This is a genomic window from Streptomyces sp. NPDC047841 (assembly GCF_040704085.1).
GTDB lineage: Bacteria > Actinomycetota > Actinomycetes > Streptomycetales > Streptomycetaceae > Streptomyces > Streptomyces argyrophylli.
The window spans coordinates 111,832-126,873 of the sequence record NZ_JBEYRP010000021.1 but is presented as its reverse complement, the minus strand read 5'-3'; the positions used below and the strand labels follow the sequence as shown (position 1 = coordinate 126,873).

Genomic DNA, 15,042 nt, shown 5'->3' with positions numbered 1-15,042 from the left:
GGGAACCTCCTCGGCCGGGCGGCGCGGGGACGAGCGAGGGAAGGCGTAATCCAGGGTGCGCCGTCCGCGCGGCGGCGGCCCGGCCGGAGAGCCGAACGGGCGACGGCCCCGCCGAACGGGCGACGCCCCGTTACCCGCGGGCGGCGGAGAACGGGGCGTCGGTGCGGTCCCGCGGCGATCAGGCGCCGATGGCGTGCAGACCGCCGTCCACGTGGACGATCTCGCCGGTGGTCTTCGGGAACCAGTCGCTCAGCAGGGCGACGACGCCGCGGCCGGCCGGCTCCGGGTCCTTCAGGTCCCACTCCAGCGGGGAGCGGCTGTCCCACACGGAGGCCAGCTCGCCGAAGCCCGGGATGGACTTGGCGGCCATGGAGCCGAGCGGGCCCGCCGAGATGAGGTTGCAGCGGATGTTCTGCTTGCCCAGGTCGCGGGCGATGTAGCGGCTGGTCGCCTCCAGGGCGGCCTTGGCCGGGCCCATCCAGTCGTACTGCGGCCAGGCGAACTGCGCGTCGAAGGTGAGGCCGACGACCGAGCCGCCGTTCTGCATCAGCGGCAGGCAGGCCATCGTGAGCGCCTTCAGGGAGTACGCCGAGACGTGCATGGCGGTGGCGACCGACTCGAACGGCGTGTTCAGGAAGTTGCCGCCGAGCGCGTCCTGCGGGGCGAAACCGATGGAGTGGACGACGCCGTCGAGGCCGCCCAGCTCCTCGCCGACCACGTCGGCCAGACGGGCGAGGTGCTCGTCGTTGGTGACGTCCAGCTCGATGACCTTGGTGGGCTTCGGCAGCTTCCTGGCGATGCGCTCGGTCAGGGTGGGCCGCGGGAACGCGGTCAGGATGATCTCGGCGCCCTGCTCCTGGGCCAGCTTGGCAGCGTGGAAGGCGATGGAGGCCTCCGTCAGCACACCCGTGATCAGGATGCGCTTGCCTTCGAGGATTCCGCTCATGGTGATCAGTGACCCATTCCCAGTCCGCCGTCAACCGGGATGACGGCTCCAGTGATGTACGAGGCGTCGTCCGAGGCGAGGAACCGCACGGCCGCGGCGATCTCCTCGGGCTGCGCGTAACGGCCGAGCGGCACCTGCGAGACGATGCTCTGGCGCTGCTCGTCGGTGAGCACCTTGGTCATGTCGGTGTCGACGAAGCCGGGCGCGACGACGTTGAAGGTGATGTTGCGCGAGCCCAGCTCCCGGGCGAGGGAACGCGCGAAGCCGACCAGGGCCGCCTTGGACGCGGCGTAGTTCGCCTGGCCCGCCGAGCCGAGCAGGCCGACCACGGACGAGATCAGGACGACGCGGCCCTTCTTGGCGCGCAGCATGGCGCGGTTGGCGCGCTTGACGACACGGAAGGTGCCGGTGAGGTTGGTGTCGATGACCGAGGTGAAGTCCTCCTCGGACATGCGCATCAGGAGCTGGTCCTTGGTGATGCCGGCGTTGGCGATCAGCACCTCGACCGGACCGTGCTGGTCCTCGATCTCCTTGTAGGCCTGCTCCACCTGCTCGGGGTCGGTGATGTCGCACTTGACGGCCAGGCAGCCCAATTCCGTCAGGGCGGCCGGCGGCTCACCCGAGCGGTACGTGATCGCGACCTTGTCGCCGGCGTCGGCGAACGCGCGGGCGATGGCGAGGCCGATGCCCCGGTTGCCTCCGGTGACGAGAACCGAGCGGCTCAACGGATCACCCTTTCGATAGCGGTTGCACACATCCGCCCGGACACCTGGATGACAGGCGGCTTCATCGAAAACCTATCGGTACCGGAACGCGCACGGGCAAGCGGGCACCGACAGTGGCTCAAGGGAGACCCTGTGGGGTTCCTACAGTCCGCCGCCCCGCCGGTGCCTCACCGGCCCGCGGACCGGGTGTCGCGTCCCCCTCGCGGATCGGCGGAGGTCAGCTTCTCACAGAGGTCGTCGGGAGGGCCGTCCGGCAGCACCTTGCGGTGGGCCGGCGTGTTGCGTGCCCTGACCACAGTCGCCAACAGCGGCCGCTCGTCCGCCGGGAGCGAGATGTGGCCGCTGAGACAGGCCCGCTCCCGTTCGGACGCCTCCGCGCACAGGGAGGTCCGCTCCGGGCGGGTGGCGTGGTCCTTGAGGCGGTTGCGCACGTGGAGTTCCACCGGTTCACGGACCGGCCGGTTCGCGTACGCCGGCGCCAGCCCCGCGAGCCGTCGGCGCGCCTCCTCGATCCAGGGCACGAGGACACGGGCCCGTGCCTGGCCGACCAGGACACCGAGCTGGTCCGGGCGCCTCTCCACGCCGTCGGCGTGCCCCACGGCGGGGTGCAGCCGGGGTCTGCCCTCCCAGGCCTGCACGACGCCTCGCGCCCGTGCCTCGCGCAGCGCCGAAGGCGGCTTGTGGAGCCGGGCCGGCCCGCCGCTCACCCGCGGGCAGCCGGCGCCGCCCGACGGGCCGGGCCGCCAGGCACGCGCGCGGGCACTCGTCGAGGGACCGGTCGCTGCCGTCCCCCGGTCGAACAGGCCCACCGCGAGGGCGAGGTCCGCTCCCGGTGCTTACGGCGCGGACAGATACCGGAACACTCCGCGGACAACGACCGGACCATGCGGTATTCACCTCGGTTTCACCGCGGCGGGGGCATGATTCACTGCCTGGAAAGGTCTTCACAGGCGACAGCCCGAAGGGATGCCCACCCGTGCCCCATGACATCGATCAGTCATTCCTGGCGCTGCCCCTGAGGGCCCTCGCCGACGCCGCGCTCGCGCGCGCGCGTGCGCTGGGGGCCGAGCACGCGGACTTCCGGTTCGAGCGGGTGCGCAGCGCGTCCTGGCGGCTGCGGGACGCCAGGCCCGCCGGATCGTCGGACACCACCGACCTCGGGTACGCGGTCCGGGTGGTGCACGGCGGTACGTGGGGCTTCGCCTCCGGGGTGGACCTGACCATGGACGCCGCCGCCCGGGTCGCCTCGCAGGCGGTCGCCATGGCCAAGCTGTCCGCGCAGGTGCTCAGGGCCGCCGGTTCCGAGGAGAAGGTCGAGCTGGCCGACGAACCGGTGCACGCCGACAGGACGTGGGTCTCGGCGTACGAGATCGACCCCTTCTCGGTGCCGGACGGGGAGAAGGCGGCGCTGCTCGCGGAGTGGAGCAACCGGCTGCTGGCCGCGCCGGGCGTCGACCACGTGGACGCCTCGCTGCTCACCGTGCACGAGAACAAGTTCTACGCCGACACCGCCGGGACCGTGACCACCCAGCAGCGGGTGCGGCTGAACCCGCAGCTGACGGCCGTGTCGGTGGACGAGTCGAGCGGGGAGTTCGACTCCATGCGCACCCTCGCGCCGCCGGCGGGGCGCGGCTGGGAGTACCTGACCGGCACCGGCTGGGACTGGGACGGCGAGCTGGAGCGGATCCCGGAGCTGCTCGCCGAGAAGATGCGGGCGCCGAGCGTGGAACCGGGCCCGTACGACCTGGTGGTCGACCCGTCCAACCTGTGGCTGACCATCCACGAGTCCATCGGCCACGCCACCGAGCTGGACCGCGCCCTCGGCTACGAGGCCGCCTACGCCGGCACCTCCTTCGCCACCTTCGACCAGCTGGGCAAGCTGAAGTACGGCTCCGAGCTGATGAACGTCACCGGCGACCGCACCGCCGAGCACGGCCTCGCGACCATCGGCTACGACGACGAGGGCGTGGCGGCGCAGTCCTGGGACCTGGTGAAGGACGGCACGCTGGTCGGCTACCAGCTGGACCGGCGGATCGCGCGGCTGACCGGGTCCGAGCGGTCCAACGGGTGCGCGTTCGCCGACTCGCCGGCGCACGTGCCGGTGCAGCGCATGGCCAACGTGTCCCTGCGGCCGGACCCGGCCGGGCTGTCCACCGAGGACCTGATCGGCGGTGTCGACCGGGGCATCTACGTCGTCGGCGACCGGTCCTGGTCGATCGACATGCAGCGCTACAACTTCCAGTTCACCGGCCAGCGCTTCTTCAAGATCGAGAACGGGCGGATCACCGGGCAGCTGAAGGACGTCGCCTACCAGGCCACGACCACGGAGTTCTGGGGCTCGATGGCCGCCGTGGGCGGGCCGCAGACGTACGTCCTCGGTGGTGCCTTCAACTGCGGCAAGGCCCAGCCGGGCCAGGTGGCGGCCGTGTCCCACGGGTGCCCGTCCGCCCTCTTCAAGGGCGTCAACATTCTGAACACCACGCAGGAGGCCGGTCGATGAGCGCCCGTACCCACAAGCCGCACGAGGTCGTCGAGCAGGCGCTGGCGCTGTCCCGGGCCGACGGCTGTGTCGTCATCGCCGACGAGCACTCCACCGCCAACCTGCGCTGGGCGGGCAACGCGCTCACCACCAACGGCGTGACCCGGGGCCGTACGCTCACCGTGATCGCGACCGTGGACGGCGCGCAGGGCACCGCCTCCGGTGTGGTGTCCCGGTCCGCGGTCACCGCCGAGGAGCTGGAGCCGCTGGTGCGGGCCGCGGAGGCCGCCGCGCGCGGTGCCGGGCCCGCCGAGGACGCGCAGCCGCTGGTCGGCGGGGTGCCGCAGTCCCCGGACTTCACGGACGCCCCCGCCGAGACCTCCTCCGCCGTGTTCGCCGACTTCGCCCCGGCGCTCGGCGAGGCCTTCGCACGCGCGCGTGCCGGCGGCCGGGAGCTGTACGGCTTCGCCAACCACGAGCTGGTCTCGACGTACCTGGGGACGTCCACCGGGCTGCGCCTCAGGCACGACCAGCCCACCGGCACGCTGGAGCTGAACGCCAAGTCCCCGGACCGTGCGCGCTCGGCGTGGGCCGGCCGGTCCACGCGGGACTTCACGGACGTCGACCCCGGCGCCATGGACGCCGAGCTGGCCGTACGGCTCGGCTGGGCGGAGCGGCGCGTGGAGCTGCCCGCCGGCCGCTACGAGACGCTGCTGCCGCCGACCGCCGTGGCGGACCTGCTGATCTACCAGCTGTGGTCGGCATCGGGCCGGGACGCGGCCGAGGGCCGGACGGTGTTCTCCAGGCCCGGTGGGGGCACGCGGGTCGGTGAGAAGCTGAGCGGGCTGCCGCTGACCCTGCGCAGCGACCCGGACGAGCCGGGCCTTCAGTGCCCGCCCTTCGTGGTCGCGCACTCCTCCGGCGGCGATCAGTCGGTGTTCGACAACGGGCTGCCGGCCCGTGCCACCGACTGGATCTCCGGGGGCGTGCTGAAGCACCTGACCACGACCCGGCACAGCGCGGGCCTGACCGGGCTGCCGGTCGCCCCGGTGCTCGGCAACCTGATCCTGGACGGCGGTGACGACCGTTCCCTGGCCCAGATGGTCGCGGACACCGAGCGCGGGCTGCTGCTGACCTGCCTGTGGTACATCCGCGAGGTCGACCCGGCGACGCTGCTGCTGACGGGCCTGACCCGGGACGGCGTCTACCTCGTGGAGAACGGCGAGGTGACCGGGCAGGTGAACAACTTCCGGTTCAACGAGTCCCCGGTGAGCCTGCTGGGCCGGGCCACGGAGGCGGGGCGGACGGAGAAGACGCTGCCGCGCGAGTGGAGCGACTGGTTCACCCGGGCCGCGATGCCCGCGCTGCGCATCCCCGATTTCAACATGAGCTCTGTCAGCCAGGGCGTATAACCTCGTAGGCGTTCGTGGTCGGGTGCGCCCGGCTGCCAGAAGATCATCAAGGAGACACGAGAACCGTGACGGACATCGTCGACGAGCTGAAGTGGCGGGGGCTGATCGCCCTCTCCACGGACGAGGACGCATTGCGCAAGGCGTTCGCGGACGGCCCCGTCACGTTCTATTGCGGCTTCGACCCGACCGCGCCCAGTCTGCACCTGGGCAACCTGGTGCAGATCCTGACGATGCGCCGCATCCAGGAGGCGGGCAACCGTCCGCTGGCGCTGGTCGGCGGTGCCACGGGGCTCATCGGCGACCCGAAGCCCACGGCCGAGCGCACGCTGAACGCGCCGGAGGTCGTGGCCGGCTGGGTGGAGCGGCTGCGCGCGCAGATCGAGCCGCTGCTCCACTTCGACGGGCCGAACGCCGCGGTGATGGTCAACAACCTGGACTGGACCCAGGGCCTGTCGGCCATCGAGTTCCTGCGCGACATCGGCAAGTACTTCCGGGTCAACAAGATGATCGCCAAGGAGGCCGTCTCCCGCCGGCTCAACTCCGACGCGGGCATCAGCTACACCGAGTTCAGCTACCAGATCCTCCAGGGCATGGACTTCCTGGAGCTGTACCGGCGGCACGGCTGCACGCTCCAGACCGGCGGCAGCGACCAGTGGGGCAACCTCACCTCGGGCACCGACCTGATCCACCGGGTCGAGCCGGAGGCCGTGGTGCACGCGCTGGGCACCCCGCTGATCACCAAGGCGGACGGCACCAAGTTCGGCAAGACCGAGTCCGGCACGGTGTGGCTCGACCCCGAGATGACCACGCCGTACGCGTTCTACCAGTTCTGGGTCAACGCCGACGACCGGGACGTCTCCAAGTTCCTGCGCATCTTCAGTTTCCGGTCGCGTGAGGAGATCGAGGAGCTGGAGCGGCAGACCGCGGAGCGGCCGCAGGCGCGGGCGGCGCAGCGGGCGCTCGCCGAGGAGCTGACGACGCTGGTGCACGGCGCCGACCAGACGGCGGCGGTGATCGCCGCGTCCCGCGCCCTGTTCGGGCAGGGCGAGCTGGCGGAGCTGGACGAGCGGACGCTGGCGGCGGCGCTGTCCGAGCTGCCGCACATCCGGGTCGGCGAGCTGGCCCCGGTGACCGATCTGTTCGCCGAGGTCGGGCTGGTCGCCAGCAAGTCCGCGGCGCGGCGGACCGTGAAGGAGGGCGGGGCCTACGTGAACAACGTGAAGGTCACGGCCGAGGACGCGGTGCCGTCCGCCGGGGACCTGATCCACGGGCGGTGGCTGGTGCTGCGGCGCGGGAAGAGGAATCTGGCGGCCGTGGAGGTCACGGGCGCCTGAGCGTCAGGGGGGCGCGGGGCAGTCCGCACGACCGCGGCCACGTGACGGCCGGGGCGTGCGGGGCCCCGCGCCCCTTTTCGGGTCAGGCCCGCTGCTGTTTCCGCTTGCCCAGCGTCGCCATGTAGAGGGCGTCCACCGCGGCGACGATGATGATCGCGGCCACGAGCTGGAAGATGTGGCGGGTCCAGTCGATGCCGCGGGTCGCCGCCACGCCGACGGCGCGGGCGACCGCGTTGCCCACGATGGCGCCGAGCATGCCGCAGATGGTGGTCAGCCACAGGGGGCTGTGCTGCTTTCCCGGGATGATCGCCTTGGCGATGAGACCCAGGACGAATCCCACGATGATCGCCCACAACCAGCCCATGGCTGCCTCCTTGTACGGCTCGACGTGAGCATTACGGCCAGTGTGGTTCGGTCCGCCGTACGGCGCATGTCGGGTTCCCCCGTACGCGGCGGGGTTCCCGGGCGTCGTCGCAGGCCGGGGGGTGACCCGGTCTCGAAGCCGGCGCGGGCGCGGCGTACCGTGGGTGTGATGTCCCGACCGGTTCCCCGCCGGAGGTGGACGAGGGTGCGGGCCGGGGAGAGTCCGATGCGGGCGGATGGTGGAATGTGATGCGGAAACAGCACGGCGGCAGCGTCCAGGTGTTCCGGATCACCGGCGCCCGGACCGGACTCGCCGAGGATGTCCGGGGCCGGCAGCGGCGGTACGTGATCTCGATGGCGATCCGTACCGTGTCGGTGATTCTGGCGGTCTCGCTGTGGAACGTCGAGCGGTACGTCGCGATCGTCGCGCTCGTGCTCGGCGCGGTCCTGCCCTACATCGCGGTGGTGATCGCCAACGCGGGACGGGAGAGGCCGCCGTCCCTGCCGTCCACGTTCGTCACCGCGCCGATGCGTCCGATGATCGCGCCGTCGGGGACCGAGGACGGGCGGGCGGAATCCGGGTGGCAGTCCGTGCGGGAAGCCGCGACGGAGGACGTGTCGACGCACCCGGCGCCCGGAGCGCGCGGTGAGCCCGCCGATCCCGTCTGAGCACGCCGGACGCACGGGAAGCGGAATGCGACCGTGCGCCAAGCTCAAGAAAACCTCAGATCAATCCTGTTGTTCCGGTGCCGGGCGGCGGGGTACCCGTGACATACTGCGTACGCGCTCCGCATCCCCCGTCGGAGCGATGGACCGACGCCGGGCAGCTCCCCCCGTGGCTGCCCGGCGTCGCCTTGTCTGTGCCGATAAGACGAACCCGAGACGAACCCGTGAGTGACGAGACCCCGATCTGCTCCGCCAAGGGCTGCCGTGCCGCCGCCGTGTGGGTGCTGGCGTGGAACAACCCGAAGGTGCACACGCCGGAACGCCGCAAGACATGGCTGGCCTGCGAGGAGCACCGCGAGCATCTGTCGCAGTTCCTCGGGGTGCGCGGTTTCCTGAAGGACGTCGTGGCGTTCGACGAGTGGCGGGCGGCCGAGGGAGCCTAGCCGCCGATCGCGGACATCGGGCGGTCCGGCTGGACGAACGACGGGTCGTCCAGGCCGGCTCCCGCCTTCTTGCCCCACATGGCGAGCTTCCAGATGCGGGCGATCTCCTCGTCCGGGGCGCCCGAGCGCAGGGCGGCGCGCAGGTCGGTCTCCTCGGTGGCGAACAGGCAGGTGCGTATCTGGCCGTCGGCGGTGAGGCGGGTGCGGTCGCAGGCCGCGCAGAACGGCCGGGTGACGGAGGCGATCACGCCGACGCGGTGCGGGCCGCCGTCGACCAGCCAGCGCTCGGCCGGTGCCGAGCCGCGCTCGTCGGCGCCCTCGGGGCTGAGGTCGAAGCGGGTGCGCAGGGAGGCCAGGATGTCCCCGGCGGTGACCATGCCCTCGCGCTTCCAGCCGTGCTGGGCGTCCAGGGGCATCTGCTCGATGAAGCGCAGTTCGTAGTCGTGCGCCACCGCCCAGGCGAGCAGGTCCGGGGCCTCGTCGTCGTTCAGCCCCGGCATCAGGACCGAGTTGACCTTGACGGGGTTCAGCCCGGCTTCGCGGGCGGCCTCCAGGCCCTCCAGCACGTCCTTGTGGCGGTCGCGGCGGGTGAGCGTCTTGAAGACGTCCGGGCGCAGGGTGTCCAGGGAGACGTTGACCCGGTCCAGGCCCGCCGCCTTCAGCGCGGCCGCGGTGCGCCGCAGGCCGATGCCGTTGGTGGTGAGGGACATCTGGGGACGCGGCTCCAGCGCGGCGACGCGCTCGACGATGCCGACCAGCCCTGGGCGCAGCAGCGGTTCACCGCCGGTGAAGCGGACTTCCTCGATGCCGAGCGTGCGGACCGCGATGTCGATGAGGCGGACGATCTCGTCGTCCGTGAGCAGGTCGGGCTTGGCCAGCCACTGCAGGCCCTCCTCGGGCATGCAGTAGGTGCAGCGCAGGTTGCACCGGTCGGTCAGCGAGACCCTCAGATCGGTGGCCACCCGGCCGTAGGTGTCGATGAGCACGTGGGCCCCCTGCCTCTCCCGGTCACTCATTCTCGGTCGCGCGTGCGTCGTCCGTCACCTGCGAGCCTACGTGACGCCGCTGACATCGACAGCGGCACGATCCCACGAGGTAGGGCGCGACCGCGTCGTAGGACCGTACAGTCCGTGACGACGCGGTCGCCGGTGCGTACCCTCCGTGGCCCGCGTCAGTGCGCTCCGGTGCCGGTCAGGGACCGCACCTCCAGTTCGGCGTACTTGCCCTGGTCCGGGGTCTCCTTCGACAGCAGGGTGCCCACGACGCCGAGCAGGAAGCCGACCGGGATGGAGATGATCCCGGGGTTCTCCAGCGGGAACCAGTGGAAGTCGACGTCGGGGAACATCGAGGTCGGCTTGCCGGAGACCACCGGGGAGAACAGCACCAGGCCGACCGCGGTGACCAGGCCGCCGTAGATGGACCACAGGGCGCCCGCGGTGGTGAACCGCTTCCAGAACAGGCTGTAGAGGATGGTCGGCAGGTTGGCGGAGGCGGCGACCGCGAAGGCGAGGGCGACCAGGCCGGCCACGTTCAGGTCGCGGGCCAGGGCGCCGAGCACGATGGACACCGCGCCGATGCCGACGGTCGCCCAGCGGGCCGCGCCGATCTCCTGCTTCTCGGTGGCCTGGCCCCTCTTGATGACGTTCGCGTAGATGTCGTGCGCGAACGAGGACGAGGAGGCCAGGGTCAGACCGGCGACGACCGCGAGGATCGTGGCGAAGGCGACGGCGGAGATGGTGGCGAGCAGGACGGCTCCCCAGTTGGAGTCGACGCCGCCCAGGTGCAGGGCCAGGAGCGGTGCCGCGGTGTTGCCCGCCTTGTTGGAGGCGATGATCTCGTCCGGTTTGATCAGCGCGGCGGCGCCGAAGCCGAGGGCGAGGGTCATCAGGTAGAAGGCGCCGATCAGGCCGATCGCCCAGATGACGGACTTGCGGGCGGCCTTGGCGGTGGGGACGGTGTAGAAGCGGATCAGGATGTGCGGGAGGCCGGCGGTGCCCAGGACCAGGGCGATGCCGAGCGAGAGGAAGTCCAGCTTGGTGGTGCCGGTGGCGCCGTACTTCAGGCCGGGCTCCAGGAAGGCGCTGCCCTTGCCGCTGTTGTCGGCGGCCTTGCCGAGCAGGTCGGAGATGTTGAAGTGGAACTTCAGCAGGACCAGGAAGGTCAGCAGCAGGGCGCCGATGATCAGCAGGACCGCCTTGACCATCTGCACCCAGGTGGTGCCCTTCATGCCGCCGATGGTCACGTACACGATCATCAGCACGCCGACCAGGGCGACGATGCCGATCTTGCCGCCGTCGCTGGTGATGCCGAGCAGGAGCGAGACGAGGACGCCGGCGCCGGCCATCTGGGCGAGCAGGTAGAAGATCGACACGACGATCGTGGAGGCGCCGGCGGCCGTGCGCACGGGGCGCTGGCGCATCCGGTAGGCCAGCACGTCGCCCATGGTGTAGCGGCCGGAGTTGCGCAGCGGCTCGGCGACCAGGAGCAGGGCGACGAGCCAGGCGACGAGGAAGCCGATGGAGTACAGGAAGCCGTCGTAGCCGAACAGGGCGATGGCGCCGGCGATGCCGAGGAAGGACGCGGCGGACATGTAGTCCCCGGAGACGGCCAGGCCGTTCTGGAAGCCGGTGAACTGCCGTCCGCCGGCGTAGAAGTCGGCGGCGTCCTTGGTCTGCCGGCCGGCCCAGACGGTGATGACGAGGGTCGCGGCGACGAACACCGCGAACAGGGTGATGATCAGCGTCCGGTGCTCGCCGGCCTCGCCCGCGGCGAGCAGGGTGTGCGAGGCCCGGCCGGTGGCCGTCAGGGTGTGCTGCGCGGGGCTCATGCGCCGCCCTCCATCCGGGACTTGATGGCCTCGGCCTTCGGGTCGAGTCTGGCCGCGGCGTGCCGCGCGTACCACCAGGCGATGAGGAACGTGGTGAGGAACTGGGCGAGACCCAGGACGAGGGCCACGTTGACGTTGCCGGCGACCTTGGTGCCCATGAAGCCGCCCGCGTAGTTGGACAGCAGGACGTACAGCAGGTACCAGGCGATGAAGGCGATGGTCAGCGGGAAGGCGAAGGAGCGGTGGGCGCGGCGCAGTTCACCGAACTCCGCGCTCTGCTGCACCTCGGTGAACTCCTCGGTGGAGGGAAGGGACGCTGGGTGTTTCGCGGGTGGCGGTGTCTCGGTGGCCACGGGCTCTCCTCGCGTGACGGACGTGCGCTGTCGGGCTTCACGGAACCGGGATTACGTTACCGCTAGTCGCCGTGCGACTGCGGTGCGTGAACCCGGCGCGGGGGTGCCGGCTTCGACGCGCCCCCGTCCACGGTCACGGCGCCCCGCCCGGGCCGGTTCAAGTCGGCCGCGCTCTTTCGGAGACCGGGCACGGAAGATAGCTTCGGCCTGCACCACTCGTCATGTACCTGCCCGAACACGACCGTGTCCGGGCGGTTTCGTATCCGGATGATGTGGAGATCCCATGGCTCATCTGCGCTCCAGACGCCGGCTCGCGCTCGCCGTGCCCGTCGTGCTGTCGCTGACCGCCTCGCTCGGCTTCCTGCCGTCGGCGGCCTCGGCGGCGCCCGCCGCGGGTGCGGTGGCGCGGGCGGCGGACGGCCCGAACCTCGCCTACGTGGTCAACACCCGTACGGACGACCGCACGATCGCGTCCGTACGGCGGGAGATCGCGCGCAACGGCGGCACGGTGGTGGCCGGTTACGACCGGATCGGCGTCATCGTCGTCCACTCCGCGAACCCGGACTTCGCCGCGCGGATGCGGGCGGTGCGCGGGGTCGACTCCGCGGGCGCCACCCGGACCGCGCCGCTGAGCGCGGCCGGGACGACGGACGAGGGCGCGGTGCAGGTCCTGTCCCGGGCGGAGCGGGCGCGGCTCGCGGCGAGCGCGACGGCGGGCGAGGAGCCGCTGGAGGCGGACCAGTGGGACCTGCGGGCGATCGGCGCCGACCGTGCCGCGAAGGTGGATCCGGGCAGCCGGAACGTCACGGTCGGGGTCATCGACACGGGCGTGGACGACACCCACCCGGACATAGCCCCGAACTTCTCCGCGTCCCAGTCGGCGAGCTGTGTGAGCGGCAAGGCGGACACGACGTACGGCGCGTGGCGGCCGGCGGACGCCGGTCACTACCACGGCACCCATGTGGCCGGTGAGATAGCCGCCGCCCGCAACGGCGTCGGCGTGGCCGGTGTGGCGCCGGGCGTGAAGGTCGCGAGCATCACGGTGGCGCAGCCGGACGAGACGTCGCTGTTCTACCCGGAGAGCGTGGTCTGCGCGTTCGTGTTCGCCGCGGACCACGGCATCGAGATCACCAACAACAGCTACTACGTTGATCCGTGGCTGTACAACTGCATGGACGACCCCGATCAACGTGCCATCGTCGACGCGGTCAACAGGGCCCAGCTGTACGCCCAGCGCAAGGGCACGCTCAACGTCGCCTCGGCGGGCAACTCCAACGACGACCTGGACTCCGACGCCGTCGTGGACGACTCCAGCCCCGACGACTCCACGGCCCGGACCCGCACGATCGACCCGCACGAGTGCTTCGACGTGCCGACCCAGCTGCCCGGTGTGGTCACCGTGAGCGCCGTGGGCGTGAAGGGCACCAAGTCGTACTACTCCAGCTACGGCCGGGGCGTGGTCGACGTCGCGGGGCCGGGCGGCGACAAGTACCAGATCCCGGACACGCCGTCGAAGAACGGCCGCATCCTGTCCACCCTGCCGGACAACCAGTACGGCTTCCTCCAGGGGACCTCGATGGCCTCCCCGCACGTGGCCGCGGTGGCGGCGCTGCTCAAGTCGGCCCACCCGCACGCCACTCCCGCCCAGCTGCGGGCGCTGCTGAAGGCCCAGGCGGACAACCCGGGCTGCCCGGCCGGACCGTACGACGGCGACGGCGACGGGGTCGTGGACGCGACCTGCACCGGCGGCAAGCGGGTCAACGGCTTCTATGGCTTCGGTGTCGTCAACGCGCTGCGCGCGGTCGAGTAGCCGGCCGGCGGCCCGCACACCGCCGTCGCCGTCCGACGGCGCTTCACCCCACTTCCCGCACGACGCGCTCGTACCGCGAACGAACTGGAGAGAACAGCCATGACAGCGCCCAAGCCGCGCTACCGCCGCGCCCTCGCCCTCCCCGCCGGGATGGCCCTGGCCACGGCCCTCGCGTTCCTGCCCGGCGTCAACGCGTCCGCCGCCACCGGCACCCCGGCGGCCTCCGCGGACGCGCCCACACTCAGCTACGTCGTCAACGTCCGCCCCGGACACGCCGTCTCGGCGCGTGTCCAGAAGGCGATCGCCGAGGCCGGGGGCTCGGTGGTGGTCGCGTACGACCGGATCGGCGTGATCGTCGCCCACGCGGCGGACCCCGGCTTCGCCCAGCGGATCCGCTCCGTACGCGGAGTCGACTCGGCCGGGGCCACGCGCAACGCGCCGCTGCCCGCGCAGTCCACCACCGACATGGGTACGCCGAGGACGCTGAGCGCCGAGGAGGCCGCCCGGGTGACGGCGGCCGACGGCCAGGACCCGCTGGAACCGCTCCAGTGGGACCTGCCCGCCATCAAGGCCGACAAGGCGCACGAGAAGACGCTGGGCAGCCGGGACGTCACGGTCGCCGTCATCGACACGGGCGTCGACGACACCCACCCGGACATCGCGCCCAACTTCGACCGCGCCGCGTCCGCCAACTGCGTGTCGGGCAAGCCGGACACGACGGACGGCGCCTGGCGGCCGAGCGCGTCGGAGAGCCCGCACGGCACGCACGTGGCGGGCGAGATCGCCGCGGCGAAGAACGGCGTGGGTGTCACCGGTGTGGCACCGGGCGTCAAGGTCGCCGGCATCAAGGTCGCCAACCCGGACGGCTACTTCTACACGGAGGCCGTGGTCTGCGGTTTCGTGTGGGCGGCCGAGCACCACGTCGACGTGACCAACAACAGCTACTACACCGACCCGTGGTACTTCAACTGCACCACCGACCCGGACCAGAAGGCGCTCGTGGACGCCGTCACCCGGGCCTCGCGGTACGCCGAGCGCAAGGGCACGGTCAACGTCGCGGCGGCGGGCAACGAGAGCTACGACCTCGCGTCCGACTCCCTCACCGACCCGGTCTCCCCGAACGACGGCACGCCCTCGGACCGGGTGATCGACCCGCACGAGTGCTACGACATACCGACCCAGCTGCCGGGTGTCGTGACGGTGGCGGCCACGGGCGCCAAGGGCCTCAAGTCGTCCTTCTCCAACTACGGCCTCGGCGTCATCGACATCGCCGCGCCCGGCGGCGACTCGACCGCCTACCAGAAGCCGGAGCCGCCGGCGACCAGCGGCCTCATCCTGGGTCCGCTGCCGGGCGGCAAGTGGGGCTACATGGCCGGTACGTCCATGGCGACCCCGCATGTCGCCGGTGTTGCCGCATTGATCAAGTCAACCCATCCGCACGCCTCCGCGGCCCTGGTCAAGGCGCTGCTGTACGCCGAGGCCAACGCCACCCCGTGCACGGACCCGTACGACATCAACGGTGACGGCAAGGTGGACGCCGTGTGCGAGGGGTCGAAGAACTACAACGGCTTCTACGGCCGGGGCACGGCGGACGCGCTGGCCGCGGTGACCCGGTAGCCCTCTCTCCGAGGACCGCACGTGGGCACTTAAGACGTTGATTGAGTCAATACTGCATAGTGCAGTC

Annotated in this window: 14 protein-coding genes; 7 read left to right on the top strand and 7 right to left on the bottom strand. The window is 71.4% G+C overall.

Annotation, left to right across the window (positions count from 1 at the left end; all coding sequences use genetic code 11):
* Positions 1-178: 178 nt before the first annotated feature.
* The 3 genes from fabI to AB0947_RS31440 form a co-directional block, all read right to left on the bottom strand.
* A complete protein-coding gene (gene fabI, locus AB0947_RS31450; RefSeq protein WP_366753756.1) occupies positions 179-946 on the bottom strand; it encodes an enoyl-ACP reductase FabI in 768 nt (255 codons plus the stop codon).
* 5 nt (positions 947-951) lie between these two features.
* Positions 952-1,671 (bottom strand): 3-oxoacyl-[acyl-carrier-protein] reductase, encoded by a 720-nt coding sequence (fabG, locus tag AB0947_RS31445; RefSeq protein ID WP_366753755.1) that lies wholly within the window; start codon positions 1,669-1,671, stop codon positions 952-954.
* 167 nt (positions 1,672-1,838) lie between these two features.
* Complete coding sequence (locus AB0947_RS31440; RefSeq protein ID WP_366753754.1) at positions 1,839-2,309, bottom strand: hypothetical protein; 471 nt, start codon at positions 2,307-2,309, stop codon at positions 1,839-1,841.
* Between the two features lie 338 nt (positions 2,310-2,647).
* Between AB0947_RS31440 and AB0947_RS31435 the strand changes: the two genes are divergently transcribed.
* The 3 genes from AB0947_RS31435 to tyrS all read left to right on the top strand — a co-directional run bounded on the left by AB0947_RS31435 (position 2,648) and on the right by tyrS (position 6,896).
* On the top strand, positions 2,648-4,171 hold the full coding sequence (locus tag AB0947_RS31435; RefSeq protein ID WP_366753753.1) for a TldD/PmbA family protein: 1,524 nt from the start codon (positions 2,648-2,650) through the stop codon (positions 4,169-4,171).
* Positions 4,168-5,562, top strand: coding sequence for a metallopeptidase TldD-related protein (locus tag AB0947_RS31430; protein ID WP_366753752.1), 1,395 nt, complete (start codon positions 4,168-4,170; stop codon positions 5,560-5,562). Before AB0947_RS31435 ends, AB0947_RS31430 begins: the two co-directional genes overlap by 4 nt.
* Before the next feature lie 65 nt (positions 5,563-5,627).
* A complete protein-coding gene (gene tyrS / locus AB0947_RS31425; RefSeq protein ID WP_366753751.1) occupies positions 5,628-6,896 on the top strand; it encodes a tyrosine--tRNA ligase in 1,269 nt (422 codons plus the stop codon).
* A gap of 82 nt (positions 6,897-6,978) precedes the next feature.
* On the opposite strand, the gene AB0947_RS31420 is transcribed toward tyrS, so the two are convergent.
* Positions 6,979-7,260, bottom strand: coding sequence for a GlsB/YeaQ/YmgE family stress response membrane protein (locus AB0947_RS31420; protein ID WP_366753750.1), 282 nt, complete (start codon positions 7,258-7,260; stop codon positions 6,979-6,981).
* Positions 7,261-7,508: 248 nt separating this feature from the next.
* Here AB0947_RS31420 and AB0947_RS31415 point away from each other — a divergent pair, with 248 nt between their 5' ends.
* Both AB0947_RS31415 and AB0947_RS31410 read left to right on the top strand, forming a co-directional pair.
* Complete coding sequence (locus tag AB0947_RS31415) at positions 7,509-7,928, top strand: DUF3099 domain-containing protein (protein WP_366753749.1); 420 nt, start codon at positions 7,509-7,511, stop codon at positions 7,926-7,928.
* 221 nt (positions 7,929-8,149) lie between these two features.
* A complete protein-coding gene (locus tag AB0947_RS31410; protein ID WP_014671880.1) occupies positions 8,150-8,368 on the top strand; it encodes a hypothetical protein in 219 nt (72 codons plus the stop codon).
* Here AB0947_RS31410 and moaA read toward each other — a convergent pair.
* The 3 genes from moaA to AB0947_RS31395 form a co-directional block, all read right to left on the bottom strand.
* On the bottom strand, positions 8,365-9,354 hold the full coding sequence (moaA, locus tag AB0947_RS31405) for a GTP 3',8-cyclase MoaA (RefSeq protein WP_366753748.1): 990 nt from the start codon (positions 9,352-9,354) through the stop codon (positions 8,365-8,367). The two genes, AB0947_RS31410 and moaA, sit on opposite strands and share 4 nt — an antisense overlap.
* Positions 9,355-9,539: 185 nt before the next feature.
* Complete coding sequence (locus AB0947_RS31400; RefSeq protein ID WP_366753747.1) at positions 9,540-11,195, bottom strand: cation acetate symporter; 1,656 nt, start codon at positions 11,193-11,195, stop codon at positions 9,540-9,542.
* Positions 11,192-11,548, bottom strand: a complete 357-nt coding sequence (locus tag AB0947_RS31395) for a DUF485 domain-containing protein (RefSeq protein WP_366753746.1) — start codon at positions 11,546-11,548, stop codon at positions 11,192-11,194. Before AB0947_RS31395 ends, AB0947_RS31400 begins: the two co-directional genes overlap by 4 nt.
* A gap of 283 nt (positions 11,549-11,831) precedes the next feature.
* Here AB0947_RS31395 and AB0947_RS31390 point away from each other — a divergent pair, with 283 nt between their 5' ends.
* On the top strand, positions 11,832-13,358 hold the full coding sequence (locus AB0947_RS31390) for a S8 family serine peptidase (RefSeq protein WP_366753745.1): 1,527 nt from the start codon (positions 11,832-11,834) through the stop codon (positions 13,356-13,358).
* A gap of 99 nt (positions 13,359-13,457) precedes the next feature.
* Positions 13,458-14,975, top strand: a complete 1,518-nt coding sequence (locus AB0947_RS31385) for a S8 family serine peptidase (protein WP_366753744.1) — start codon at positions 13,458-13,460, stop codon at positions 14,973-14,975.
* The last annotated feature ends 67 nt before the right edge of the window (positions 14,976-15,042 follow it).

What these genes read in the sequence shown, in the direction of transcription:
- fabI (WP_366753756.1), bottom strand. Translation starts at nt 946, where the DNA reads ATGAGCGGAATCCTCGAAGGCAAGCGCATCCTGATCACGGGTGTGCTG.
- AB0947_RS31430 (WP_366753752.1), top strand. Translation starts at nt 4,168, where the DNA reads ATGAGCGCCCGTACCCACAAGCCGCACGAGGTCGTCGAGCAGGCGCTG.
- AB0947_RS31420 (WP_366753750.1), bottom strand. Translation starts at nt 7,260, where the DNA reads ATGGGCTGGTTGTGGGCGATCATCGTGGGATTCGTCCTGGGTCTCATC.
- AB0947_RS31415 (WP_366753749.1), top strand. Translation starts at nt 7,509, where the DNA reads ATGCGGAAACAGCACGGCGGCAGCGTCCAGGTGTTCCGGATCACCGGC.
- AB0947_RS31400 (WP_366753747.1), bottom strand. Translation starts at nt 11,195, where the DNA reads ATGAGCCCCGCGCAGCACACCCTGACGGCCACCGGCCGGGCCTCGCAC.
- AB0947_RS31390 (WP_366753745.1), top strand. Translation starts at nt 11,832, where the DNA reads ATGGCTCATCTGCGCTCCAGACGCCGGCTCGCGCTCGCCGTGCCCGTC.
- AB0947_RS31385 (WP_366753744.1), top strand. Translation starts at nt 13,458, where the DNA reads ATGACAGCGCCCAAGCCGCGCTACCGCCGCGCCCTCGCCCTCCCCGCC.